20 protein-coding genes and 1 tRNA gene are annotated in these 24,382 nt (G+C 36.6%); 17 read left to right on the forward strand and 4 right to left on the reverse strand.

What is annotated here, in order from left to right:
• Nucleotides 1-175: 175 nt before the first annotated feature.
• Genes CDA10_RS06955 through epmB form a run of 3 tightly spaced genes read right to left on the reverse strand, consistent with a single transcriptional unit; the run spans nt 176 to nt 5,124 of the window.
• Complete coding sequence (locus CDA10_RS06955; RefSeq protein WP_089604882.1) at nt 176-2,359, reverse strand: EAL domain-containing protein; 2,184 nt, start codon at nt 2,357-2,359, stop codon at nt 176-178.
• Nucleotides 2,341-4,095, reverse strand: coding sequence for a GTPase (locus CDA10_RS06960; protein ID WP_089604883.1), 1,755 nt, complete (start codon nt 4,093-4,095; stop codon nt 2,341-2,343). The genes CDA10_RS06955 and CDA10_RS06960 overlap by 19 nt, the downstream gene beginning before the upstream one ends.
• 15 nt (nt 4,096-4,110) lie before the next feature.
• Nucleotides 4,111-5,124 (reverse strand): EF-P beta-lysylation protein EpmB, encoded by a 1,014-nt coding sequence (epmB, locus tag CDA10_RS06965; RefSeq protein ID WP_089604884.1) that lies wholly within the window; start codon nt 5,122-5,124, stop codon nt 4,111-4,113.
• Between the two features lie 367 nt (nt 5,125-5,491).
• Here epmB and efp point away from each other — a divergent pair, with 367 nt between their 5' ends.
• From efp to CDA10_RS07010, 9 genes are all read left to right on the forward strand, one after another.
• Nucleotides 5,492-6,061: an elongation factor P gene (efp, locus tag CDA10_RS06970; protein ID WP_089604885.1), complete on the forward strand. Its 570-nt coding sequence runs from the start codon at nt 5,492-5,494 to the stop codon at nt 6,059-6,061.
• A gap of 394 nt (nt 6,062-6,455) precedes the next feature.
• Entirely contained in the window at nt 6,456-8,555 is a 2,100-nt protein-coding gene (locus tag CDA10_RS06975; protein ID WP_089604886.1) for a carbon starvation CstA family protein, read from the forward strand.
• Nucleotides 8,556-8,601: 46 nt separating this feature from the next.
• Nucleotides 8,602-8,904 (forward strand): YbdD/YjiX family protein, encoded by a 303-nt coding sequence (locus CDA10_RS06980; RefSeq protein WP_089604887.1) that lies wholly within the window; start codon nt 8,602-8,604, stop codon nt 8,902-8,904.
• A gap of 221 nt (nt 8,905-9,125) precedes the next feature.
• Nucleotides 9,126-10,151 carry a 2-dehydropantoate 2-reductase gene (locus CDA10_RS06985; RefSeq protein ID WP_089604888.1) on the forward strand — a complete coding sequence of 342 codons (1,026 nt, stop codon included), beginning with the start codon at nt 9,126-9,128 and terminating at the stop codon, nt 10,149-10,151.
• Nucleotides 10,152-10,266: 115 nt separating this feature from the next.
• Nucleotides 10,267-11,226: an AAA family ATPase gene (locus CDA10_RS06990; RefSeq protein ID WP_089604889.1), complete on the forward strand. Its 960-nt coding sequence runs from the start codon at nt 10,267-10,269 to the stop codon at nt 11,224-11,226.
• A gap of 12 nt (nt 11,227-11,238) precedes the next feature.
• Entirely contained in the window at nt 11,239-12,147 is a 909-nt protein-coding gene (locus CDA10_RS06995; protein WP_089604890.1) for a DUF58 domain-containing protein, read from the forward strand.
• Between the two features lie 14 nt (nt 12,148-12,161).
• Nucleotides 12,162-14,165, forward strand: coding sequence for a transglutaminase TgpA family protein (locus CDA10_RS07000; protein WP_089604891.1), 2,004 nt, complete (start codon nt 12,162-12,164; stop codon nt 14,163-14,165).
• A 43-nt stretch (nt 14,166-14,208) separates the two neighbouring features.
• Nucleotides 14,209-14,285: transfer RNA gene (locus CDA10_RS07005), tRNA-Val, on the forward strand.
• A gap of 281 nt (nt 14,286-14,566) precedes the next feature.
• A complete protein-coding gene (locus CDA10_RS07010) occupies nt 14,567-15,175 on the forward strand; it encodes a tetratricopeptide repeat protein (RefSeq protein ID WP_089604892.1) in 609 nt (202 codons plus the stop codon).
• 45 nt (nt 15,176-15,220) lie between these two features.
• On the opposite strand, the gene CDA10_RS07015 is transcribed toward CDA10_RS07010, so the two are convergent.
• Complete coding sequence (locus CDA10_RS07015) at nt 15,221-15,523, reverse strand: hypothetical protein (protein WP_213062848.1); 303 nt, start codon at nt 15,521-15,523, stop codon at nt 15,221-15,223.
• A gap of 569 nt (nt 15,524-16,092) precedes the next feature.
• Here CDA10_RS07015 and CDA10_RS07020 point away from each other — a divergent pair.
• The 8 genes from CDA10_RS07020 (at nt 16,093) to CDA10_RS07055 (ending at nt 24,174) form a co-directional block, all read left to right on the forward strand.
• Nucleotides 16,093-17,346, forward strand: a complete 1,254-nt coding sequence (locus tag CDA10_RS07020; protein ID WP_089604893.1) for a heparin lyase I family protein — start codon at nt 16,093-16,095, stop codon at nt 17,344-17,346.
• A 382-nt stretch (nt 17,347-17,728) separates the two neighbouring features.
• Nucleotides 17,729-18,715, forward strand: coding sequence for a quinone oxidoreductase family protein (locus tag CDA10_RS07025; protein WP_089604894.1), 987 nt, complete (start codon nt 17,729-17,731; stop codon nt 18,713-18,715).
• A 24-nt stretch (nt 18,716-18,739) separates the two neighbouring features.
• On the forward strand, nt 18,740-19,588 hold the full coding sequence (locus CDA10_RS07030; protein ID WP_089604895.1) for a TauD/TfdA dioxygenase family protein: 849 nt from the start codon (nt 18,740-18,742) through the stop codon (nt 19,586-19,588).
• A gap of 72 nt (nt 19,589-19,660) precedes the next feature.
• The gene (locus tag CDA10_RS07035; protein ID WP_089604896.1) at nt 19,661-20,713 is read left to right on the forward strand and encodes a beta-keto acid cleavage family enzyme; all 1,053 of its coding nucleotides are present in this window, start codon (nt 19,661-19,663) and stop codon (nt 20,711-20,713) included.
• Between the two features lie 117 nt (nt 20,714-20,830).
• Nucleotides 20,831-22,186 carry an MFS transporter gene (locus CDA10_RS07040; RefSeq protein ID WP_089604897.1) on the forward strand — a complete coding sequence of 452 codons (1,356 nt, stop codon included), beginning with the start codon at nt 20,831-20,833 and terminating at the stop codon, nt 22,184-22,186.
• Nucleotides 22,183-22,842, forward strand: a complete 660-nt coding sequence (locus tag CDA10_RS07045) for a DsbA family oxidoreductase (protein ID WP_089604898.1) — start codon at nt 22,183-22,185, stop codon at nt 22,840-22,842. Before CDA10_RS07040 ends, CDA10_RS07045 begins: the two co-directional genes overlap by 4 nt.
• Nucleotides 22,839-23,168 carry a Rieske (2Fe-2S) protein gene (locus tag CDA10_RS07050; RefSeq protein ID WP_089604899.1) on the forward strand — a complete coding sequence of 110 codons (330 nt, stop codon included), beginning with the start codon at nt 22,839-22,841 and terminating at the stop codon, nt 23,166-23,168. Before CDA10_RS07045 ends, CDA10_RS07050 begins: the two co-directional genes overlap by 4 nt.
• Complete coding sequence (locus tag CDA10_RS07055) at nt 23,161-24,174, forward strand: YeiH family protein (RefSeq protein ID WP_089604900.1); 1,014 nt, start codon at nt 23,161-23,163, stop codon at nt 24,172-24,174. Before CDA10_RS07050 ends, CDA10_RS07055 begins: the two co-directional genes overlap by 8 nt.
• Nucleotides 24,175-24,382: the final 208 nt, after the last annotated feature.

Genomic DNA, 24,382 nt, shown 5'->3' on the forward strand with positions numbered 1-24,382 from the left:
CTCAGTTGGACAGTCACAAAAATGGCTATATTGGCACAGTTGTTCTCGATGATCGCTTATATGTAAAACCATCTGTCGGATGATGATTACGAAAAGCTCCCATGCTTTGCATGACAGCTTTTTCTAAGTTACGACAATTTATATATTGCTTATGGCATTTATACTCAATACTTCATTAATGATCTTGAACATCCGTTAAATGATCTAGTTTCTTCTGGAAATACTCACCTTGTAAGTAGCGAACTTCCACATTCCATGCGTTTGCAAAGGAATTCATATCATTTAAGTTTTTCAATATCATGTCGACAGGTTTAATCTCATGGTATTTCTCTAATAAACGTTGGAAGTCACCTATTGCAGCATCATTATTTAATTGCTCAGTAAATTTCTCATCCAGTGTGAGTAGACCAACATCAATTTGTTTTAAGATGGCTTCACTTGAAATCGTTGAACCAAAGCGGCGAATTGAAATTTCCGCACCATTTTCTCTTAAGATCGTAAATTGCTTTTGCGATTCAATGATATTTTTTGCAATATCTTCTTCGTCAAATTGTAAAATAAGTGGATGAGAAAGACGGCTACCTACAATAGTCAGTAATTTGGAAATAAGTTCAGGAAATTGCTTGTCATTAAATAGAACATGACGATTTAAATTTACCACCAATTTTGCTTCAGGATATTGCGTAATAAAGTTATGTAGTTGTTTACACGCTTCAACTAAAATCCAGCGATCTAATTTGACTGAAAGCTCAACATCATCATCTAAATCAATTAAATTACTGACTTTCTTCCATTGATTTTCAAAGATAAAACCACAACTTACTTCGTAAATATTTAGGATACTATCTTGTTTATCGTAGAGTTGTTGGTATTTAAGTTGAATTTCACCTTTTTCAAGCGACCGTGCGATTTGGGTGAGAATAGGGGATTCTTGGAAAGTTGGATTTGCTTGAGCATCAATGATTGGTTTTACAGGTGCAGCTTCAAACTGAATAGGTTTATTCGTTTCAAGTTCTAACTTTGGTTTTTCAACAGCCAACTCAATCTTTGTTTCTTGTAATGTTGCAGACAATTGTAACTCAGATACTGAATTTTTCTTTACGAGGCGGTTGTCATAGGCTTGTTCTAAAATTTTGCCAAAGTTTGCATCAGTAAAGTCATTCGGTTGAATGTTTGTATAACCAATTTTCAGATTAAGTGGATAGGTTTCTGCATTAATTTCAAGTAATTGAGGTTTTTCTAAAGCATGTAAACTGTGTATGCGTGATTCTAAGATAGTGTCTGATTCAGCTTGTAAAATAATCGCATATAGCATGTTATCAATCTGAAAAACGGTGCTATTGGTTTGCTCTTGAATAAATTGTTTAAAACCTTCCAAATATTGAATAACAGTATTCCAATTTGAATTAAAGATTTCTTTAGAGCAATCTGAAAAACTAAATAAAACCAATGCATTGGCTTTAGCAGGTTGATTCATTAAACAAGCGTTAATTTGTTGAAAACTGTTTGCAACAAATGAAATTTTTTGTTTAGACAAATCTGATGAAGCGGTTGCATAGCTATTGGTTTCAATCGTGATTTGAATTGCATCTTCTTCGTCAGAAGGGAGAAATTCAATTTTTAAAGGGTTTTCTGATTTTGCATTACTGTTGAGCGTGTCGATTTCAAAGCGAGCAAGATCAAACTGACCTTGTGAAATCTTTTTAAACCGTTGTTTAAAGTCATTGATATTTTTTGGCTGTAAAATATCAAGTAAAGGCAGACCAATAATATCTGCAACATCATTCAAACCGAAAAGTTTTAAATATTCTTCATTGGCTTCGGTGTGAATACCTTCTTGAATGAGCGCAACAGCTTTATGCTGTTCAACAGCCAAAGCTTGCGCTTGGTTTTTTGCATTTTCAAGATCATTAAATAAATGTTTTTGAGCTTGTAATGTGCGGCTATAAGATAATGCACGAATCAAACTTATATAGAAACGTTCAGTGTATTCCAAATTAATAACATCATAGATGCCTTTTTGGATAAACGATAAATATTGATCATTTTGATAGTCCTCAGGTTTTAATAATAAAACAGGAATATCAATTTCAGCTGAAGCTTGAATAAGTGTAACGGCTTGCTCGATTTTAATATCATAAGCACGACCAAATATAATCAAATCCCATGAAGTATTGAGTTGTTTTTCAAAGCTTTTCAATTCATCGAGTAAAGTAGCATGAACCAAATGATTTTTACTTTGAAAGAGATCAACAATTTCATTATATCGAATTTGGTTATCATCAATAATGAGTAATCGAGTTTCAGAGAGTTTTAACTTCTTAGATAGTAACAAATTTCTCACTTCAAGGCTTCCCATACATCTTGATTATTCAAATTGGTAGATTGTTGCTCAATAAACTGATCAACAAAAATGCTTTCTTCATCATTAATTAGTTCAAACTCATACTGAGCAAAACTTTGAGTAATTAACACAGTTTTGGTTAAATACACTTTAATTTCCTCAGTACCTAAACGTAAATAAATGGCCTGTTGTTCTTTAAAGAACGGTAAATTGGGTAAAATAATGGAAATATTCGATTCATTGAGATTTGGGACTTTGACCATCAAACAAGGATGATAATTAAAGGCAGATCGATCCGCAGGAACTTTAACTGCGCATGGATAAATATCCTGTGCCAAAATTTCCAACCCAACCTCAAAGCTTTTATTGGTAGATTGCTTAATCCAACGAATAATCGCGCCTCTCCATTTATTTTGAAGATTTTCATTCAATAAAATAAATTCGCCCGTTCTCAAGTTACGCGGTGTTTCATTTGCCCAGCGAACACGATATCCATTGATACTAATATCAATGACTTGTGCTTGATAAATTTGTTTAGCCTCACGATCTAAACTTTTTATCTGTGTTGTATTGGATGCTGAGCTAGAACCCGTTGCAATTGAAGAATGCTTGCTCGATTCAGATTGAAACGCAAAATTATTATTGATATCTAAAGTTTCATAGAAGTTTTTCGCTTTAGATAAATAAAAATGTGCGGTTTGCAGACTGAAGCAAATTTCTAATTGTGCTGTATATTCATAACGTTCCTGCTGACGTTCTGAATTGGTGCCAAGTACATTTTGCACATGAAACTTCAAAGCAGGAGATAAATAAATTTGTTCATTCTTAGACATATATTCAGCGTCTTTATGAATGGTCAAATTGATATGTTCAAGCAAATTTTGCGTCGAAATATATAAGCTTGTACGGAAGCTAGGGTGTTGTTTGCGATTATAAATAGGCGGTATATCTTTAGATCCATCCACGACATAACGTGAAAGTGCAGTTTCTCGCGGCAAAATTTGAACCAATTTCACCCAATCAAAAGTACAATGATAAAGTGCTTGGGTTTCTGAAGGGCGTATTTGGTGTGTATTAAAAATATCGAGCAATAAAACTTGCGCATAAGCTTGCTGAATATTCTGAATCGTAAAATGTGTACCTTGTAATTGATTGATATTAATATTGAATTCTTGATTTTTAATGGATAATTCATACAAATAATGTGTGGTTTGCCATTGTTTTGACAATGGACCGCTATACAGCATTTGCTGCTGAATAAGTAGTAAACCCAACTGTTCTAATGCATAAAATGATGCAAGGATTCTTGCAGTTTTTAAATTCCGTTTTTGCTTGAATTTAAAAAAAGAAAGTTTGTTCTGAGCGAGTGTTTGATCACTTCTTTGTACGATGTTGACGTAGATATTGGTAAAATATGTACGGATTCTTGTGATTAAATCAATAATATGCTCAATACGATCAGACTGAGAAAGACCTTGATTTAAAATATTTTTTTCTAAACTAGATAGAATACTTTCAGTAATTGGATGTAAGACTTGAACTAAGTCAAAACGTAGTGTCTCAGTGCAATTAAGTTCGCTAATTTCAAGAATCGCTTTCAAAACTGATTCAGCGGTATCCCCAAGCTGCATAATTGACAATGTCGTCGTCCAAGCAGTCACAGATTCAACGGTATTGTCTGCAAAGCTCAGATTTTCACGCTGTAGCGTTGTGGAACTATGGAAAATTTCAGAAATCTCTTGATTTATCATGCTTGTGTTCAACTCTTAAAAGGTTGTAACTCCAAAAAGCGGTGTCTTATTGTTTTCTCCCGCAATCTCTCGAACTAGTTTTGGCACTAGATAACCTGGCAAACTTGCTAATATTTCTGTGTAAATCTCATTAATTTTTTCCGTCCCTAAATCGAAATGATGTGCACCTTTTACTTTATCTAATACATGTAAATAGTAAGGTAAAACTTGCGCTTCAAAAAGTCGTTGACTTAATTCAACTAAAATTTGTGCCGAATCATTGATACCTTTAAGTAAAACTGCTTGATTCAACACAAGAATATTTTGTTTTGCCAATTGATTGAGCTTTGAACAAGTCAAATCATCTAATTCAGCTGGATGATTTGAGTGTACCACTAGAATTACGCGTAGCCTACTGTTTTTCAATAAAGAAACAAGCTCCTCATCAATTCTTTCAGGAATGACAATCGGAACGCGTGAATGAATTCTCAAGATTTTGATTTGACTGAGAGATGCTAGGCGTTCTACCCAAAGGGCTAATTTTCTATTAGATAAAGTTAAGGGATCTCCACCACTTAAAATAACCTCATTAATTTCAGGATGCGCCTCTAAATAGGTTTTAATTTTAAGCCAGTCTTCATTTTTAGGTAAGTTTTCTTGATAAGGAAAATGCCGACGAAAACAATATCGACAATGAACAGCACATGCGCCTGTTAAAGTTAGTAAAAAACGTGATTTATATTTATGTAATACACCAGGTAGCTGATTGGCTTGTTCTTCGCCAAGCGGGTCAGTCACAAAGTCTTGATGTTCTTCTAACTCAAGGTGATGCGGCAGAACTTGTAATAATAATGGATCAAAAGCATCAGCAACTTTCATTTTTTTAACAAAAGCACGTGGTACACGCAACTTAAACTGTTCAGAGGCGAGTAAAGCACCTGACAATAAATCATCTGATGAAAGTTCTAGGATGTTGAGTAACTCAGCAGGAGAGGTGATTAAATCACTCATCTGTGATTGCCAGTTTTGCTCTTGATATAAATAAGTCATGAAAATAGAAGAAGTCGTTGAGCTCAATACAATTTGCGTTACAAGTTTGTATTTTAAAGATTTGAAATTGAGCTTCGCTAAATAATAAATCACTATAGCCAAGCTAATCGTGGATTTTAGCACTTTGTCTACAAAGAAGCATACTATAAAGCCTAAAAATGGGCAGTAATTAGCGAATATCTGAACAGTACTGAAAATTTTTACATTGCTTCAAAGTGTCTAGGTCATTTAGAATAGGCTCGAATGAAAAATATGGCTTGCGAATAAGCCTAGGCAAATTCACTAGGAAAATTCGCAATAGTATTTTATTGCATGCTGTATTTTGAGCATGAATAGATTAAAGATTTAAGTTTGGAGTGTGCCTTTCATGGCCTATTATTCTACAAATGATTTTAAAGCAGGCCTAAAGGTTATGCTTGATGGTAACCCATGTTCAATCATGGAAAATGAATATGTAAAACCAGGTAAAGGTCAAGCATTTAACCGTGTAAAATTACGTAACCTTAGATCTGGCAAAGTATTAGAAAAAACTTTCAAATCAGGCGATTCTTTAGAAGCTGCTGATATTGTAGAAGTTGAAATGGATTACTTATACAACGACGGCGAACTATGGAATTTCATGGATCCTGTATCTTTCGAGCAAATTGCAGCCGATAAAGTTGCAATGGGGGACGCTGCGAAATGGTTAAAAGACGATTCAAACGAAAAATGCACAATCATGTTATTTAACGGTGTTCCATTAAACGTAAGTGCGCCAAACTTCGTTGTATTGAAAATCGTTGAAACTGATCCAGGTGTTCGTGGTGATACTTCAGGTGGCGGTGGTAAGCCAGCTAAGTTAGAAACAGGTGCTGTGGTACGTGTTCCATTATTCGTACAGCAAGAAGAAAGCGTTCGTGTAGACACTCGTACAGGTGATTACCTAGAGCGTGCATAATCATTGATGATGATTTGCAAAGGGATGATGAAAATCATCCCTTTTTTTATTTTTGAATGATGAGGAAGCTGACAATTTTAACCACGGTTAAAATAGATTTTAAATATGGTAAAAATTAAACAAATTTTCGACCAAAGTATTAGATCGAGATTAAAAAATAAATAGTAGAGTCAAACAGTCGGAATAAAATTTTAACAATAAAAATAACAGTGTAACTGTTTAAGTCATGCCAATGTCATGCTAAATGTACATATTCAAATCAAATTTTATTCCAAAGTCTTAGATGAAAACAACAAAGCGAGGAGTACAGTTGCCACGGAAAGAATCACATGGAAATGAGTTTAGGTAAATAAGAACAATGGAACTGCTTTTATTATCAAGATGAGAGGTATTTATGGAAAATATTGAAACGAAATCATCACCCCTCTCAAAGCTTATATGGGTGATTGTAGCAATCATTGGTGCAGTATCATTTGGAATACTGGCTGTAAGCAAGGGTGAACATGTCAATGCGGTTTGGTTAGTCCTTGCAGCGGTCTGTGTATATAGCATTGCTTATCGCTTTTATAGCCTATTTATTGCCAATAAAGTATTTGAACTAAACCCAAGACGGTTAACCCCAGCACATCGTTTGAATGACGGTTTGGATTATGTGCCGACCAATAAATATGTTCTTTTTGGACATCACTTTGCTGCAATTGCAGGTGCTGGACCACTGGTTGGTCCTATTCTTGCTGCACAAATGGGGTATTTACCTGGAACGATTTGGCTACTCGTCGGTGTAGTACTCGCAGGTGCGGTTCAAGACTTTCTTGTATTATTCATTTCGACAAGACGAGATGGTCGTTCACTGGGTGAAATGGCGAAGCAGGAGCTTGGTTCATTTGCGGGTATTGTTGTGATGCTTGGCGCATTAGGGGTAATGATTATTATCCTTGCTGTATTAGCTTTAGTGGTGGTAAAAGCACTTGCGCATAGTCCTTGGGGCGTATTCACGATAGCTGCGACGATACCAATCGCATTGTTCATGGGCATTTACATGCGTTACATACGCCCAGGGAAAATTGCAGAAGTATCGATCATTGGTTTTGTATTAATGATGGCTGCGATTGTTTATGGCGGTGACGTTGCAGCACATCCATATTGGGGGCCTTTCTTTACATTAACAGGAACACAGTTAACTTGGGCACTGATCATTTATGGTTTCGTGGCTTCAGTTTTACCTGTTTGGTTATTATTGGCACCTCGTGATTATTTATCTACATTTTTAAAAATTGGGGTAATCGCAGGGCTTGCAGTAGGCATCATGATTGCAATGCCGATGTTGAAAATGCCTTCCGTAACGCATTTTGTTGATGGTACTGGCCCAGTATTTGCTGGCTCAATGTTCCCATTCTTATTTATTACCATTGCTTGTGGTGCAATCTCAGGTTTCCATGCTTTAGTGTCTTCTGGAACGACGCCAAAATTGATTGATAACGAATCCAATATTCGTGTGATCGGTTATGGCGGTATGTTGATGGAATCATTTGTCGCAATTATGGCAATGATTTGTGCGACTGTACTTGAACCAGGGATATATTTTGCAATAAATGCACCTGCGGCTGTATTGGGTACAACGGTAGAAAGTGCTGCCGAAGCTGTGCGTACACTTGGCTTTGTGGTCACACCTGAAACACTTACCTTGTTGGCAAAAGAGGTAGGTGAAACCACGATCCTTTCACGTACTGGTGGTGCACCAACTTTTGCAATTGGTATGGCACATATTATTACGGATATTTTTAATAACCGTTCAATGATGGCATTTTGGTATCACTTTGCGATTTTATTTGAAGCATTATTTATCCTCACAGCTGTTGATGCAGGTACACGTGCATGTCGTTTTATGGTGCAAGATACCGTGGGTATCGTTGTTCCATCACTTAAAAATTCGCACAATTTTGCCGGTAATATGGTGGGAACAGCGGTCGCAGTAGCGGGATGGGGTTTCTTCGTTTATCAGGGGGTTGTCGATCCTTTGGGTGGTATTAACAGCTTGTGGCCGTTATTTGGTATTGGTAACCAAATGCTTGCTGCTATGGCATTGATATTGGGCACAGTGATTCTCTTTAAGATGAAAAAAGAGAAATATGTTTGGGTAACCATTATCCCAACGGTTTTCTTAATCGTTACTTGTATGACGGCGGGTTGGCAAAAAATCTTCCATGAAAATCCAAAAATTGGTTTTTTAGCACAAGCAGATAAATTCTCGGCTGCTATTGCGAAAGGTGAGATTTTAAAACCAGCTAAAACGCTTGAAGAAATGCAAACGATTGTATTGTCGAATCAAATTAATGCTGCACTCTGTGCATTCTTTATGATTGTGGCAGTTGTGATGGTTTTTGCTGCGATTGGTGTGATTCGTCGTGCATTGGCAAGTCCAGTTCCAACAGTAAATGAAGCACCAGCAGTGTATGCAGATCCTGAAGAGGTTTCAGTGTCTAAGTCACATTAATATTTTGCGATATGTTTTTTGCAAGAAATAAGATGAGGTGAGTAAGATGAATCTTAGATTCGCCAAAGGTGGTAAAACGGTGATTTATAAAATCATCAAGATGACCATTATGTCGCAAAAAGACTTAATTTTTTCACCAAAGAATTGGTCGAGAATTGCAACATTGTGGCAGCGTTTACAACAAAGTTTTCGTTTGATGGTGGGTGTTCCAGATTATGAAAATTATGTGGAACATATGAAAAAGCATCATCCTGATGTTGATGTAATGGATGAAAAGACATTTCACCGTTATTGCGTGGATGCACGTTATCCAACAGCAGGCGGTACGATGAAGAAATGTCCTTGTTGATGTAGATTATGGATTGAAAGACGGCACTTCGGTGTCGTTTTTTATTGGAGGTAGATATAAATCTAGATTAGTGATTCATGAATAAAACAATTATATATGATATTGATTATCAATAAAATTTATCAATTGATGGGTGTTGAAAACGAGTAATTGTCATGTATCCGACAGTTTTTGATTGATATCCACGATATAGTGTGCCTCTCATAGAAAAAGGAAGTTTTGTGAAAATTTATATTCATGGTGCAGGAAATATTGGTTGCTATCTAGGTGGGAAATTAGCTGCTTCAGGCAATGATGTTACTTTCATCACTCGTCCACGTATCTATCAGGAACTTTCTCGATACGGTTTAGAATTAACCGATTATTTGGGTGGGAATATCAAACTTGCGCCAAATGAATTGAAGCAAACAACAGATATTAAACAGATTATAGATGCAGATGTAATTTTGGTCTGTGTTAAATCAGCGGCAACCGAACAAGTTGCGCATGAATTAAAGCAATACTTAGGACAAAAAACACCGCTGATCATTAGTTTTCAAAATGGTTTGAGTAATGTTCCTATTTTAAAAAATATTTTACAGGGGCAGACTATTTTAGAGGGTATGGTTCCTTTTAATGTCGCTGCTCAAGGGCATGGGCATTATCATCAAGGAACATCTGGTGCTGTAAGTGTTAAGCAATATCCTACTCAATATCTGCTTGAAAACACATTTAAAAAAGCTGGTTTTGATATTGTATTTGAAGATGATATGTTGGCAGTTCAGTGGGCAAAATTGCTGTTAAATTTAAATAATTCCATCAATGCTTTGTCAAAGTTACCATTAAAACAACAATTATCTATTCGCGCATATCGCCAATGTGTGGCGATAGCACAGCAAGAAACCCTAGATTTACTAGATTATGCGCAAATAAAAACAGCAAAATTAACAGCAATCCCTGCACATTGGATTCCGAAAATTTTAAGTTTACCCAATCCAGTCTTTAAACTGTTAAGTCGTAAAATGTTGGAAATTGATCCTTTGGCACGATCATCAATGCAAGATGATTTAATGATGGGACGTGTTACAGAAGTCGATTGGATTAATGGGGAAGTAGTAAAATTAGCCGAACAGTGTGGAAGACGTGCCCCGATCAATGAAAAGCTTATACAGTTGATTAAACAGGCTGAAAAAATGCCCAAAGCATTTTTAATCAGTGCAGATGCTTTAAAAGATCAATTAGAATCTGTAGCTAAAACGTCGCTTTAGCGGAAGCTGTTATTAAGTAATAAAGGGATTTAATATTTATAATGATCACCTTTGAGTATTCTATAAAAGCGTGTATGTTTAACAGATACATAGAATTTTTATTGGGGAATAAAAGGTGATTTGGGGAACAACACAAGTAACAGCATCTATCGAAAATGAACCGACTTCTCAGCAAGAACTTACGCGTTATTACCCTAAAATTGAAGAATTTCTCAAGCAAATTAACCAAATCATCCTCGATAAAGAACAGCAAACCAAGCTTGCATTATGTAGCCTCTTGGCTGGTGGGCATTTATTGTTTGAAGATTTACCGGGGCTAGGTAAAACAACATTGGCCAGTAGTTTATCTCGTTTAGCTGGCTTAGATTTCCAACGTATTCAATTTACCAATGATATGCTTGCGAGTGATGTGATTGGTATCAATATGTTCAATCAAAAAGAACATCAATTTGAGTTTAAACAAGGGCCTATTTTCTCTCAAATTTTACTTGCAGATGAAATTAACCGTTGTAGCCCTAAGACTCAAAGTGCTTTGCTTGAAGCTATGGAAGAGGGTAATGTTACTGTAGATGGTACTCGTTATGAATTGCCGAAACCATTTTGGGTGATTGCCACACAAAATCCACTTTTTCAAAGCGGAACCTATAGTTTACCTGAGTCACAACTCGATCGTTTCATTATGCGATTGTCTTTAGGCTATCCATCACGATCTGCTGAAAAATTACTTTTGCAGCAAAATTCACGACATGAATTGATCACACAACTGCAATCAATATTCGAACAACAAGAAATATTGCAATTACAACGTAATGTTAATCAAATTGCAGTGAATGAGCTTATTTATGATTACTTACTTGATTTAACAGAAGAAACTCGAAAAGGTCGTCATGGCCTATCGACACGAGGATTACTTGCACTGAAGAAAGCGGCACAAGCTTATGCTTTGGTTGAAAAACGCCAATTTGTAATTGCAGATGATGTGCAAGCGGTATTTGTTGCAGTTGTTTCTCATCGTATTGGATTAGGTGAATCTGAAACTTTAGCCTTGATGCAAAAAGTTCCTGTAAAAGGTTAATAGGAATCGATCATGCTCAGAGAACGATTTGTACGTTGGCTGCATCTGCGATTTCGCTATACAGGTGTGCGTACGCTTAAGCAAAATGAGGTGTTGGTCTTTATTTATCAGCAAGGTTATTTATATCTTGTTTTGATTTTGATTACTTTTATTGCAGGTATTAATTATGCCAATAACCTAATTCTGGGTTTTTGCTTCCTTATTAGTGCAATTTTATGTATCAGTTTTTATCTAAGTTTTAAGCAGTTACATGGTTTAACCATGCAAGTCGTTGTAGATGAAGTGGGTAAAGTCGGAGAGGCTTTTAAAGTTAAAATCATTTTGCAACAAGATCGACTCACACCTAAATATTTAAATTTCAAAACCAATGATCAAATCCATCCCTTTTTATTTGAAGAAAAGCAGCAAAGTTTTGAACTTGTGTTTATTCCAAAGCAACGTGGAAAATTTGAAATTCCACCAATCCAAATATACTCAACTTATCCTTTAGGACTTGTGAGAGCTTGGACGTATATCTATCTCACTGACATCTATTGGGCTGCTCCGCAAGCCAAAGCATTTACACAGAGTTTGCAAAGTTACTCGAATACAGGTGAACCTGACTTAGATGAATTTAAGGAACTTAGAACATTTAAACTGGGTGATTCATTGCAAAGCATTTCATGGAAACAAGCTGCGCGAGGACAAGGCTTATTCGTCAAACAATTTGAAGATTTGGTCGACACGCATGTTATGCAAATTGAATACAGTAAAATGCCAAGTGGTGACCATGAAGAAAAACTATGCTTCATGATGGAATTGGTTGATCAATGTGAACATTCTCAAACACCTTATAGCGTTATTTTACCGCATGCACAGACTGAAAATGGCGTAGGTGAGCAACATTATATTCATATCAAAACATTATTGGCTCAGGCTTAATCGGAGTGCTGATGATGAATAAATCAATTCAAATTTCAATCTTACTTGTGCTGAGTTTGATCTTGGTCGCTCAAGCTGCATACATACCCATTGCATTATCTATTTTATTTTTAAGTAATATTATTGGATTAGGCTTATTCTACAGAAAACAAAATAAACATGAAATTTCAGATTTTCCCAAATACCCAAAATTAATTTTTGCGCTAATCGCATTGGTGATTATTTACTTTGATACTCAAACTTTTTTAGGTGTAGAAGCAGGAAATGCTGTTCTCGCTACATTCTTATATGCTAAAGCTTTAGAGACCAAGTCTAAACGTGATTTTATTATTTTATTTAACTTTGCCTTATTTGTGAGTGCAAGCCTATTTCTACATTCACAAGCCTTTTGGATGGCATTGTTGGTACTGTGTTGTTTAGTCAGTTGTTTAATCGGTTTATATCGTGTGCAAACAGCACATTTTCAAACTAAACAACCTGTTTTACAATCACTCAAAAATGATTCATTTCATATTTTAAAATTTATAGGCTTGGCTTTACCATTTTTTATCTTACTATTTCTGTTTTTTCCACGCTTGCCGCCGCTTTGGCAAATTCCAATCCCCAATAATAAAGCCGTAACAGGTCTAAGTGATACGATGTCACCGGGCGATATTGCTGAATTATCGCAATCAAGTGCCTTGGCATTTCGTGTGATTGCAGATATGAAGCAGTTACCTAATCGCAATGAATTATATTGGAGAGCGTTGGTTTTAGACCGTTATGATGGTACGACTTGGACCAGTGATTTTATCAATAAACGGGATAAACCTTATTCAGCGATCACAGGGCATCGTGAAGGGTTTCGTTATCAATATTTAGCCAGTGATCCAAGCCAACAATGGATTACTGGACTCGAAAAATCAGTTCCAATTGAACAACGATTTACTTTACATGAAGATTGGTCAATTACGCCGAAACGTTTAGTGCAACGGACACAACCGATTCAATTACAATGGATTGGCAATGAAATTGTTGAAACGCAACAGGAAGGACTTACACAAACTATACTGAGGAATAGTTTGGATTATCCTTTAAAAAGTGATCCACAAGCGCAAAAATTTGCACAATTGATGTATCAACATAGTCAAAACAATCCTGAACTATATATTCGTAATATTTTAAATTGGTATAAAAAAGAGAATTTTGTTTATACATTAGCACCGGGGAAACTGGGCGATGATCGCGTAGATGAATTTTTATTTCAAACTAAACAAGGCTTCTGTGAACATTATGCATCTAGCTTTGTTTTATTAATGCGCTACGTTGGAATTCCTGCCAGAGTCGTCACGGGATATCAAGGCGGTGAGTTAGCTCCTGATGGTCAAAGTTGGGAGGTTCGTCAGTTAGATGCACATGCTTGGGCGGAAGTTTACCAACGAGGTCAATGGCAACGCGTTGATCCGACAGCAATTATCGCACCAATGCGTATAGACCAAGGAATGCAGAACATTATGAATGATAATAATGCAATCTTTGGTGATGCAAGCTATTCAAATTTACGTTTACAACATTCTTCAGTTTTTAGAACTTTACGTGTTTGGAGCGACTACGCAAGTTTCCAATGGCAAAGTAAAGTGGTGGGTTATGATGCTGATAAACAAAATAGTTGGCTAAAAAAACTCGGACTCACATCCACTTATAGTTATGCGCTCATTTTAATATTTGGAATTTTAGGGTTGCTTTTGACGTATTGGGGAGTCTCTAAGTTTTTATTGATTCGGCAAATGTCTAAAATTGAGTATGTATTGTTCCAATTTAATAAGACACTAGATTCCGTTGATCAAAAAAATGAATCGGAAACTTTTCAACAGTGGATGCAGCGTTTGGCAAATCAAACTCAGCAAAAAGGGATTTTTGAGGAGGCCAATCGGTATTTTCAAAACCTTGTTTATTTAGCTGATGAAAATCAACAAGATATTAAAAAGTTTAAAAATTTGCTTAAAGAGTGTGCGAATGTGCTGAAGCAACGTAAATAAGGCTTGTCAAAATCTAAAAAAATGCATATTATCGCTCTCACCTAGGTGTATAGCTCAGTTGGTTAGAGCGCTACGTTGACATCGTAGAGGTCTCCAGTTCGAGTCTGGATATACCTACCAAATTTTAAAAGAATATAATCAAGGGTTTATAGGTAATTCAATTACTTATAAACCTTTTTTTATTTGTTTGTCGCATTTTAATTATGGAAGTATTTGTAAAAATTGGCAATATTTCTAAGTCATCTGCGACAAGCCTACGATAAAAATGAAGCTTTCAACACTGATAAAAAGAGGTGAGATTTATACGATTACGGTCTCATTTGAACAAAAGATTCTATTGCACGAGAACTTTTAAAAATTATAAAATACAATTAAAAAATAATACTTTAAATGGTAATGAGATGGATCATAAACAAATTTTTAAAAATGCACTCGAAGTAGAAAAAGCTAATCCAAATGATTTACAGAATAAATTTGGTTTAGCTTGCTTGTTTTTGTGTGGGATAGGTACAGATAAGAATGAAAAGAAAGCTTTTGATATATATACCGAGCTTTCTGCAAAAAATAATGTATCTGGTATCGAAGCTTTAGCAAATATGTATATTCAAGGGCAATATGTAAATGTTGATGTGAAGAAAGCTGAGGAAATTATTCAAGACAAATTGATAAAAATAAATTCAGGGAAGTCTTTAAATTCAGCAGGATCGTTGTATTACACACTATCATTCAAAGTAGGTGATAATCAAAGTATAGTCTATTCTCATAAAGCATTTGAGCTTTTCAATAAGGCTCTAGAATTAGGATATGAAGAAGCTAATTATTACCTAGGTGAATATTATTTATTTGGAAGAAATACTTGCTTAATAGATGAAAATAAAGCTTATTTATATTTTAAAAAAGCAGCGCTTGTAGGGCATGATGAAGCAATCGCAAGAGTTAAAGAGATGGAGAATACTCAAAAGTTTAAACAGGGGCTGGGTGTAGCTAGGTTACTTTCAGGGTTATTTTGATTTGGTGTAGAAACTGTTTGAGAAAGCCCTTTAAAGGGCTTTATTTCATTCTTCCACAATGCATTTAAATCTAATTTCTGTCTTCGGGAAATTACCTAAAATAAAAGGAGGCCTAGCATCAATCGTCTCTAATACTTTAACTGCTTTGTCAGTTTTACTACATTCAGAGTAAGCTTCTTTCATTGCTTCAGCTTTTAATGTCCCCATGCCTGTAAATCCTGTTGCTGCCTGACGTGATACCATATAAGTATTACTTCCCATAGGTACAATGCCTGAATTCGCAGCACATCCACTAAGTATTGTTAGACCAAGCATGCATATGGTTTTAACTTTCAGTTTTTTAATCATTTACATCAACCATTACTTTTAAGTGGATGAATAATATAGGTTTGTATGAAATAATCAATTATTTAAATTTAAGATAGTGATTATAGGCATTCAGTTACTTATTTCTCATGATTCTTTTGTTTTGAGGAAAATTAATTGAACTATTTCACAATCTGCTATTTGCAACAAAATTAATGAATGAAACTTGGTCGTGATTTAATATAAGTTTTTGATTTTTTTGTAAATTAATATTACTTTAACATCATAAAAGCCAGCAGTTCGAGTTAAGTTTTATTAAAGACTTATAAGCTAATCAAGCTTGTAGGTCTTTTTTTTGCTTCTGCATTTTAAATAGAACAGCTCATTTATAAAATGAATAGATTTTAATCTGTATTTCGCATAAAAATGAAAAGAGCCTGAAAAGTGTAAAGCTTTCAAGTTTACGCAAAATCTCATGAAGTTGATGGGCATCACAAATTAGCTAACTATCCGATAATAAACATGTTATTTCTATAATTTAGTTTTTATATTTGATGATTAATATGGTAAAACCATCAATAGTTTCATGAGCTTATCGAGTATGTTTTTGAATGAAAAAACTTAAATATTGTTTAATATTTTCTACGACCTTAATGGTCACAGCATGCGGTGGGAATAGCAGCGAAAATAATGGCGAAAATCCAACTCAACCTGTAACAAAAATATCTGAAAATATTGCACCTGTTTCAGTCATTCAATCCGTGAAAGACACGATAAAAGTTGGTGATTCAATTGTACTTGATGGTTCAGAGAGTACAGATGATGGGACAAATACATTGAATTATCGATGGGAAGTTTTATCAAAACCAAATAATAGCTACCCAAGCACAGGGGATAGTCATTCAAAAACCTTTTCGATCATTCCAGATATAGCTGGCGAATATCAAATTAGCTTGGTCGTGAATGATGGAGAAAAAGACAGTCAAGTCACGACTATTCAGTTAAATGTGTTGGATAGACAAAAGCCAGAAAAAATAGATGAGATTATACCACCTACCGAATCATCTCCTTTAGTTCCAAAGGAAGAAGAACCAAGTCAACCGACTGATTTAGCCGAAGCAGGCAAAGTAGTATTTCGTGATGGCTTTTGGACTGGAATGATAAATATCGATAAGAGCATTCCAAATGATTACAGTTGGAGTTCAATTGGACTTGAAATGGAAAATAGCAGTTCAGCAGTCATTGTAAAAGATCCTGCTGGAACAGGAGAAAATGTAGCAAAATTTACAGTTCCTGATGATGGGAAATCCTATCGTGCTGAAATACAACGTAAACAGTTTGAATGGGGGCATTATAACTATTCCGTTTCGCACTATATTCCATCATCATGGCCATTATTTGATTATGGAACAATTTTAGCGCAATGGCATGGTTATAGCCTGAACAACAAAAATCTTAATCCTCCAATTGCTTTGGTACTATTTGGTAAGAAGCCTGAATGGCAGATTCATGTTTATCAACTGAAGCCGCTTTCATCACCTTTAGCGGTACCTGAAACTGTTTTAAAACGCTATGTACTCGATGTTCCTGTTACTTTTAATCAATGGAATAACTGGAATTTTGATATTAAATGGTCACAATTAGATGCAAATAATCAACTTATTCCAGGACAGATTGTGGTTAAGCACAACGGTATAGAGGTTGCAAATATTGTTGGTGGAAATAATTATCACCAAAAATGGCCTCCCTATTTTCAAATGGGGATTTATCGTTCAAGCTGGCGAGAAGGGGCGCTCAATCGATCAATCAATGGCAACCCGATCGAGGTTTATCATAAGGGTGTTGTCATAAAAGACATGAATTAAAAGAAGTTTTGTATTCAACACACGTCATACTTGGTGAATGAATAATATGGAAAAGCTCAACTGAATGTTGGGCTTTTTTATTGCGAGTTTTAAAATGATGATTATTTTAATAAGCGCAATGAGTTATAAGCTTAATAGTACTTCTAAAGGTATTCAGAAACTTTTTACAGAATAGAATTAAGAGAATCAAAAAGTTAAATCAAAGCCAATCAAAAGAAATGCTGTTTAAATATATGTCACTTATACATCCCAATAAAATACCAAAATAAGTGTCGTAAAAAGATAAGTCTGTGTCGTCATATGTAAAGTGAGCGCTAAGCTGAGTGTTGTAATTTTAGATATTGCTTAGCGAAGCACGATAAAACAAGACATGGACAATCAAATGACGTTGACTAAAGCTGTACGTTTCTATGGAGCAGGAACGCCTGAAGTAATGCGCTATGAAGATGTAGAAATCGGTGAACCAAATGTCGGAGAAGTACGACTGCGTCATGTGGCTGTTGGTTTAAATTACGCAGATACTTATTTCCGCAATGGCACATATCCTGTCCCAATGCCAAATGGTATGGGGGTTGAAGCTTCAGGAGTTGTTGAGGCTGTAGGAGAAGGCGTTACAGAGTTTACTGTTGGCGATCGCGTCACATACACAGGATTTCTAAATACTTTAGGTGCTTATAGTGCTGAAAGATTAATACCTGCCAATGCATTGATAAAACTACCAGATGATATTTCATGTGAAACAGCAGCTGCTATGACTATGCGTGGGCTAACGGCATCTTATCTAATGCGGCGCATTTATAACTTTAAAGCAGGCGATACGATTTTATTACATGCAGCAGCAGGCGGTGTGGGATTGATCGTTTCTCAATGGGCAAAACTCCTTGGCTTAACTGTAATTGGGACAACATCATCAGAAGAAAAGGCTGTTGTAGCTCGTGCTCATGGCTGTGATCATGTAATTAATTATAGCCATGAAAATGTTGCTGAACGTGTTCGTGAAATTACCAACGGTATTGGCGTAAATGTCGTGTTTGACAGTGTAGGTAAAGATACTTTTATGTCGTCATTAGACTCATTAAAACGCCGTGGATTATTGGTTTGTGTAGGTACAGCCTCTGGTCCAATACCTGCTTTTGATCCTGTTTTATTGGCGATTAAAGGTTCACTCTATATTACCCGTCCTGCTTTGGCAGATTACATTGCTGACCCAGAAGAAAAAAGAGAACTGGCAAATGAATTGTTTGATCATGTTCGTCATGGGCGCATTAAAATTGAAATTAATCAAAGATATGAACTAAAAAATGCTGTACAAGCACATCAAGATTTAGAAGCACGTAAAACCATAGGTTCATCTATTTTTGTTATTTAAGTTTGTTGTTGGAAAGGATTTCTTATGCAAATTGAACAGTTAACTTGCAATATTGGTGCAGAATTACGGGGCGTTAATCTAGCCGATGCACTACATGATGATGGATTATTCTCAGAAATTCGTACACAACTGCTTCAGCATCGTGTTTTGTTTTTACGAGATCAAGACTTAACTCGAACAGAACATGTTGCTTTTGCAGAGCGTTTTGGACAATTAGAGGATCATCCTGCAGTGGGTAGTCATCCAGATCATCCAGGTTTAGTGCAGATTTATAAAAATCCTGAAAGTCCGATTGATCGTTATGAAAATGCGTGGCATAGCGATGCAAGTTGGCGCAAAGTTCCACCTATGGGTTGTGTACTTCGTTGTGTCGAAAGCCCTCCTGTTGGAGGGGATACCATGTGGACCAATATGGTATTGGCTTATGAAAACTTGCCTGAAGATGTCAAAGTCAAGATTGCAAATTTACGTGCTTATCACAGTATTGAAGCCAGTTTTGGTGCGGCAATGCCCATTGAAAAACGTTTGGAGCTAAAAGCTCGTTTTCCAGATGCAGAGCATCCCGTGGTGCGTACCCACCCTGAAACTGGCGAGAAAATCTTATATGTTAATGCATTTACGACGCATCTGAGTAATTACCACACCAAGGATTTAGTGCGTTTTGGGCAAGATGCAAATCCTGGTGCAGCAGATTTACTCCGCTATTTAATTACGCAAGCCTCTATTCCAGAGTATCAAGTTCGTTGGCGTTGGAAACCAAATAGCATTGCCATTTGGGATAATCGTAGTACGCAGCATTATGCCGTAATGGATTACCCACCTTGTCATCGAAAAATGGAACGTGCGGGCATTATTGGTGATGCAACTTATTAATTTAAGAACGAATTCATTTTATTGAAATCACATTATTTAATTTACATTTTAAAAATAGCATAGGAGATGCACATGCAATTCTTTGATGATTCTTTGCACCCAGAAAACATGGAAAAAGTTGTAATTACAGTTGCACCATATGGTCCTGAGTGGATGCCAGAAGATTTCCCTGAGGATATTCCTGTCACGATGGATGAGCAAATTCAAAAGGCTGTAGAGTGTTATGAAGCAGGTGCTACAGTCTTACATTTACATGTTCGTGAGTTAGATGGTAAAGGTTCTAAACGCTTATCAAAATTCAATGAATTAATCGCAGGGGTACGTGAAGCTGTGCCTGAAATGATTATTCAGGTGGGTGGCTCGATTTCTTTTGCACCAGAAAGTGAAGGTGAAGCTGCACTTTGGCTTAGTGATGACACACGTCATATGCTGGCTGAATTGACACCAAAACCCGATCAGGTGACTGTTGCTGTGAATACCACACAAATGAATATTATGGAGCTACTTTATCCTGAATATTTAGCAGGGACTTCTTTGGAAAATCCTGGGATTCAGGAAGCATATGCTGAAATGACCGTTCCAGCAGGTCCAGCTTGGTTAACTGAACATCTTAAACGTTTGTGTGCAAATAATATTCAACCGCATTTCCAATTAACAGGTATGCATGGTCTAGAAACTTTAGAGCGTATGGTGCGTAAGGGCTTATATAAAGGGCCATTAAATATTACTTGGATTGGGATCGGTGGCGGTTTTGATGGGCCAAATCCATTTAATTTCTTTAATTTTATTCATCGTGTACCTGATGGTTGTACGTTGACTTCAGAATCATTGTTAAAAAATGTCTTACCTTTTAATACGATGTCCATGGCAATGGGTTTACATGCACGTGTCGGTAACGAAGATACGATTATCGATCATCATGGAAAGCGTTTTTCGTCTGTTGAGCAAATTAAGCAAACCGTTCGTATCGCTCATGAATTAGGTCGCGAAGTGGCTTCAGGCAAAGAAGCACGTGAGATTTATCGTATAGGTGTGCAATACGACAGCATTGACGAAACTTTATTTGCAAATGGTATGTCACCGAATCGTAAATCAGGCCAAAAAGGTGTCCCGCAATTTAAATAATGTTCTTATTCGAAATGAATTTGAGCATGAGTTGAAGTGAAAACAAGAATTGCGTTTCTGAGAAGAGATGTAATTCTTTGTTAATAAATAGATATTATAAAAACACAAGGAGTTCGTATGGATGCTCATCAGTATACAAATCATGCGAGTAGTGTAGATATTTCAAAAAATATATCACGTCGTTATGCATGGTTGGTTTTTGCTTTAACGTTCGGATTGCTCATTTCAGATTATATGTCACGACAGGTCTTAAATGCGGTATTTCCTTTAATCAAAAGTGAATGGTTGTTAAGCGATAGCCAACTCGGTTTACTCAGCGGTATTGTGGCAATCATGGTTGGTCTATTGACTTTGCCTTTGTCACTACTGGCAGATCGTTTTGGTCGTGTCAAAAGCCTATCGATCATGGCTGTATTGTGGAGTTTAGCGACTTTAGGTTGCGCACTTGCACAGAATTATCAAGAAATGTTTATTGCTCGGTTTATGGTGGGTGTCGGTGAGGCAGCTTATGGCAGCGTAGGCATAGCTGTTGTTGTTGCTGTCTTTCCAAGGGAAATGCGCGCTACATTGGCAAGTGCTTTTATGGCTGGTGGTGTGTTCGGTTCTTTTCTTGGTATGGCTTTAGGCGGTGTAATGGCTGAACACTTTGGATGGCGTTGGGCATTTGGTGGTATGGCACTATTTGGTTTGATTCTCGCTAGTCTATATCCGATTGTTGTTAAAGAGAAAAAAATCTCTCCATCAATGTTATCTGATGAGCGTAGAAAAAAATCTCCTCACGCTAAAAACCCATTGAAAACGATCTATTCCAGTCATTCGGTCATCGCGACTTATATTGGTAGTGGTTTGCAGTTATTTGTGGGAGGTACGGTGATCGTTTGGATGCCGAGTTACCTAAATCGATATTATGGAATGACGACAGACTCGGCAGGTGTGGTTGCTGCCATCATTGTTTTATGTGGTGCGATAGGAACAATTTTTTGCGGCATGCTTTGTGATCGTTTAGGGCGAGAACGTCCTGATCGTAAAGTCAGTTTGGCAATCACTTATTGCCTAGGTAGCTGCGTATTGCTGTTAATTGCATTTGCGATGCCAGTTGGAAAAGCTCAATTACTTATGATTTGTATAGGCATGCTGATTGCTTTGGGAACCAATGGTCCATCCAGTGCAATGGTTGCTAATCTGACACACAACTCCGTACATGGTACTGCTTTTGCAACTTTAACATTAGCCAACAATTTTTTAGGTTTAGCGCTTGGGCCTTTGGTCATAGGAAAGGTTTCTGATGTGATTGGCTTACATCAAGCATTTCAGTGGATGCCTTTAGTTAGTATTGCAGCAGCAATGGTATTTTTATATGCCAAATATCATTATCACAAAGATATGGCTTGTTTAGATGGACAGATTGCGGCTGAAGCTAAGTTACAGCATGAAGACAAAATTCAGGAACAGTGTGTGGAAGAGAAAGTATGATTCGCCAATTGCGTATAGATGTATTTTTTGACTTTATTTGCCCTTGGTGTTTGATTGGAAAACGTCAGTTGCAAGCTGCAATTGATCAGCTACAAGACAATGATCCTGATATTGAGGTGATATTGCATTGGCGAGGTGTGCAGTTATTGCCACATCTCCCTCCAAATGGCGTTGCTTTTAAAGCTTTTTATCATGAAAGATTAGGTGGCGAATCGGCCGTTCTCCAGCGACAGGCGCAAGTCCGTCAGGCTGCTCATGCCGTAGGAGTTGATATTCATTTTGATCGTATCTCTCGTATGCCAAATACAGCCAAAGCACATCGATTATTTGAAAATGCGTTGAAGGTCGGAACACCTGAGCAATGTGAGATGTTATTGGAACGTTTATTTTCAGCCTATTTTCATTATTCAGAAGATATTAGTGATCCTTTAGTGTTACTCAACATTTTAAATTCTTTTGGTTTCGCCGAGGCGATTCAAAATGGTGATCTAGATCCAGAAGGATTTCAGCAACCTTTTATATCTGCAAATACAGGTGGTCAGGGAGTACCTTATTTTGTATTTAATGATCATTTTGCATTAGCAGGTGCTCATTCCGCAGATACGCTTTATAAGGTCATGCTTGAAGCATTAGCACGCCAAGGGGAAGTGCAATGACTTCTCGTTTTCAAGTGCCTAGTGAAAAAGTGCCTGTTATTGGTACAAGGGCTTTTCTTCAAGTGGGAGAGAAATTTTTAGTTCTTTTTAATGTCGATACTCAATTCTATGCCATTGATGATAGTTGCCCACATCAAGGTGCTTCACTTTTCACAGGACGATTAGATGGCAAACTGATTCAATGCTGTGCGCATGGTTTACGTTTTGATTTAGAAAGTGGTTACTTGTTGAATTCTAAATATCTCAAAGTGAATTCCTATCCAGTAGAAATCATTGGAGAAGATGTTTTTATTATCATGAATGCAGCAGGAGAACAGCATGAATAGTGCTAAATCTGCCAATATAAAACAACGGATACATGTGTTGTTACCTGGGTTCATTGTGAGTGCAGTCGTTGCTGCAGCAGCAAAATTTTTGTCCGAACATTATGGTGCACCTGTAATGTTATTCGCTTTGTTGCTTGGTATGGGGCTTAACTTTTTAGCGACAGAAAGTAAGTGTAAAGCAGGTATTGAATTTACTGCACGTGAAGTATTACGTTTCGGGATTGCTTTACTGGGAATGCGGATCACCTTAGAGCAGATTACAGCGCTCGGTTGGCAACCAATAGCTTTAGTCATTTCACTGGTTGCAATTACGATTACTGTTTCTATCCTAGCGGCTAAAGCACTGGGTTTTAATAAGCTTTTTGGTATGTTAACAGGTGGTGCGACTGCAATTTGTGGAGCTTCTGCGGCCTTGGCATTATCTGCTGCATTACCCAATCATCCACAAAAAGAAAAGGCAACATTATTTACAGTCATTGGTGTTTCTGCACTTTCTACCTTAGCTATGATTGTTTACCCAATGATTGTAAAAGCACTTCATTTGCCACCTCAAGAAGCTGGTGTATTTTTGGGCGCGACAATTCATGATGTGGCTCAGGTTGTGGGTGCGGGTTACAGCATGTCGCCTGAGATTGGTGATACTGCAACGGTGGTGAAGTTGATGCGAGTTGCTATGCTTCTTCCCGTAATTGTTTGTGCGGCAATGATTACTCGTATGCAGGGCGGAGGTGATTCAACAGGCCCACGTCCTCCATTGTTGCCTTGGTTTGCTGTAGGTTTTGTCATTTTGGCATGTATTAATAGTACAGGTTGGGTGCCTACAATTGCACAAAATGGATTAAATGAATTATCAAGTTGGTGTTTGGTAATTGCGATCAGTGCTTTAGGAATGAAAACGCAACTTAAAGAACTTGCTACTGTAGGTATGAAACCGATTCTATTGATGGTGGGGGAAAGTATTTTCCTCATATTATTAGTATTAACATTGATGCATTGGTGGTTTTAATTATCGAAGGCATTTCAATATTAATTTTACTGCTAATTTTTGATCATTTTTTGCTTTTGTAAGCGCTTTAATATGCACATAGATTTATTTTAAGACTTTATTGAAAAAATAATTTTAATTAAAAAATACCGTTTTGAGCTGATGCTAAAACGGTATTTTTATTTTAAATGTTGTTCATATCCATGAGAAAGTTTGATCATCTATTTAG

The organism is Acinetobacter piscicola, assembly GCF_002233755.1.
Classification (GTDB): Bacteria; Pseudomonadota; Gammaproteobacteria; order Pseudomonadales; family Moraxellaceae; genus Acinetobacter; species Acinetobacter piscicola.

Excerpts from the sequence above, each read along its gene's own strand:
- CDA10_RS07035 (WP_089604896.1), top strand. The coding sequence starts at position 19,661 with ATGCAATTCTTTGATGATTCTTTGCACCCAGAAAACATGGAAAAAGTT.
- CDA10_RS07030 (WP_089604895.1), top strand. The coding sequence starts at position 18,740 with ATGCAAATTGAACAGTTAACTTGCAATATTGGTGCAGAATTACGGGGC.
- CDA10_RS06960 (WP_089604883.1), bottom strand. The coding sequence starts at position 4,095 with ATGATAAATCAAGAGATTTCTGAAATTTTCCATAGTTCCACAACGCTA.
- CDA10_RS07000 (WP_089604891.1), top strand. The coding sequence starts at position 12,162 with ATGAATAAATCAATTCAAATTTCAATCTTACTTGTGCTGAGTTTGATC.
- epmB (WP_089604884.1), bottom strand. The coding sequence starts at position 5,124 with ATGACTTATTTATATCAAGAGCAAAACTGGCAATCACAGATGAGTGAT.
- CDA10_RS07020 (WP_089604893.1), top strand. The coding sequence starts at position 16,093 with ATGAAAAAACTTAAATATTGTTTAATATTTTCTACGACCTTAATGGTC.
- CDA10_RS06980 (WP_089604887.1), top strand. The coding sequence starts at position 8,602 with ATGAATCTTAGATTCGCCAAAGGTGGTAAAACGGTGATTTATAAAATC.
- CDA10_RS07045 (WP_089604898.1), top strand. The coding sequence starts at position 22,183 with ATGATTCGCCAATTGCGTATAGATGTATTTTTTGACTTTATTTGCCCT.
- CDA10_RS07025 (WP_089604894.1), top strand. The coding sequence starts at position 17,729 with ATGACGTTGACTAAAGCTGTACGTTTCTATGGAGCAGGAACGCCTGAA.
- CDA10_RS07055 (WP_089604900.1), top strand. The coding sequence starts at position 23,161 with ATGAATAGTGCTAAATCTGCCAATATAAAACAACGGATACATGTGTTG.
- CDA10_RS06995 (WP_089604890.1), top strand. The coding sequence starts at position 11,239 with ATGCTCAGAGAACGATTTGTACGTTGGCTGCATCTGCGATTTCGCTAT.
- CDA10_RS07015 (WP_213062848.1), bottom strand. The coding sequence starts at position 15,523 with ATGATTAAAAAACTGAAAGTTAAAACCATATGCATGCTTGGTCTAACA.
- CDA10_RS07040 (WP_089604897.1), top strand. The coding sequence starts at position 20,831 with ATGGATGCTCATCAGTATACAAATCATGCGAGTAGTGTAGATATTTCA.
- CDA10_RS06955 (WP_089604882.1), bottom strand. The coding sequence starts at position 2,359 with ATGGGAAGCCTTGAAGTGAGAAATTTGTTACTATCTAAGAAGTTAAAA.
- CDA10_RS06975 (WP_089604886.1), top strand. The coding sequence starts at position 6,456 with ATGGAAAATATTGAAACGAAATCATCACCCCTCTCAAAGCTTATATGG.
- CDA10_RS07010 (WP_089604892.1), top strand. The coding sequence starts at position 14,567 with ATGGATCATAAACAAATTTTTAAAAATGCACTCGAAGTAGAAAAAGCT.
- efp (WP_089604885.1), top strand. The coding sequence starts at position 5,492 with ATGGCCTATTATTCTACAAATGATTTTAAAGCAGGCCTAAAGGTTATG.
- CDA10_RS07050 (WP_089604899.1), top strand. The coding sequence starts at position 22,839 with ATGACTTCTCGTTTTCAAGTGCCTAGTGAAAAAGTGCCTGTTATTGGT.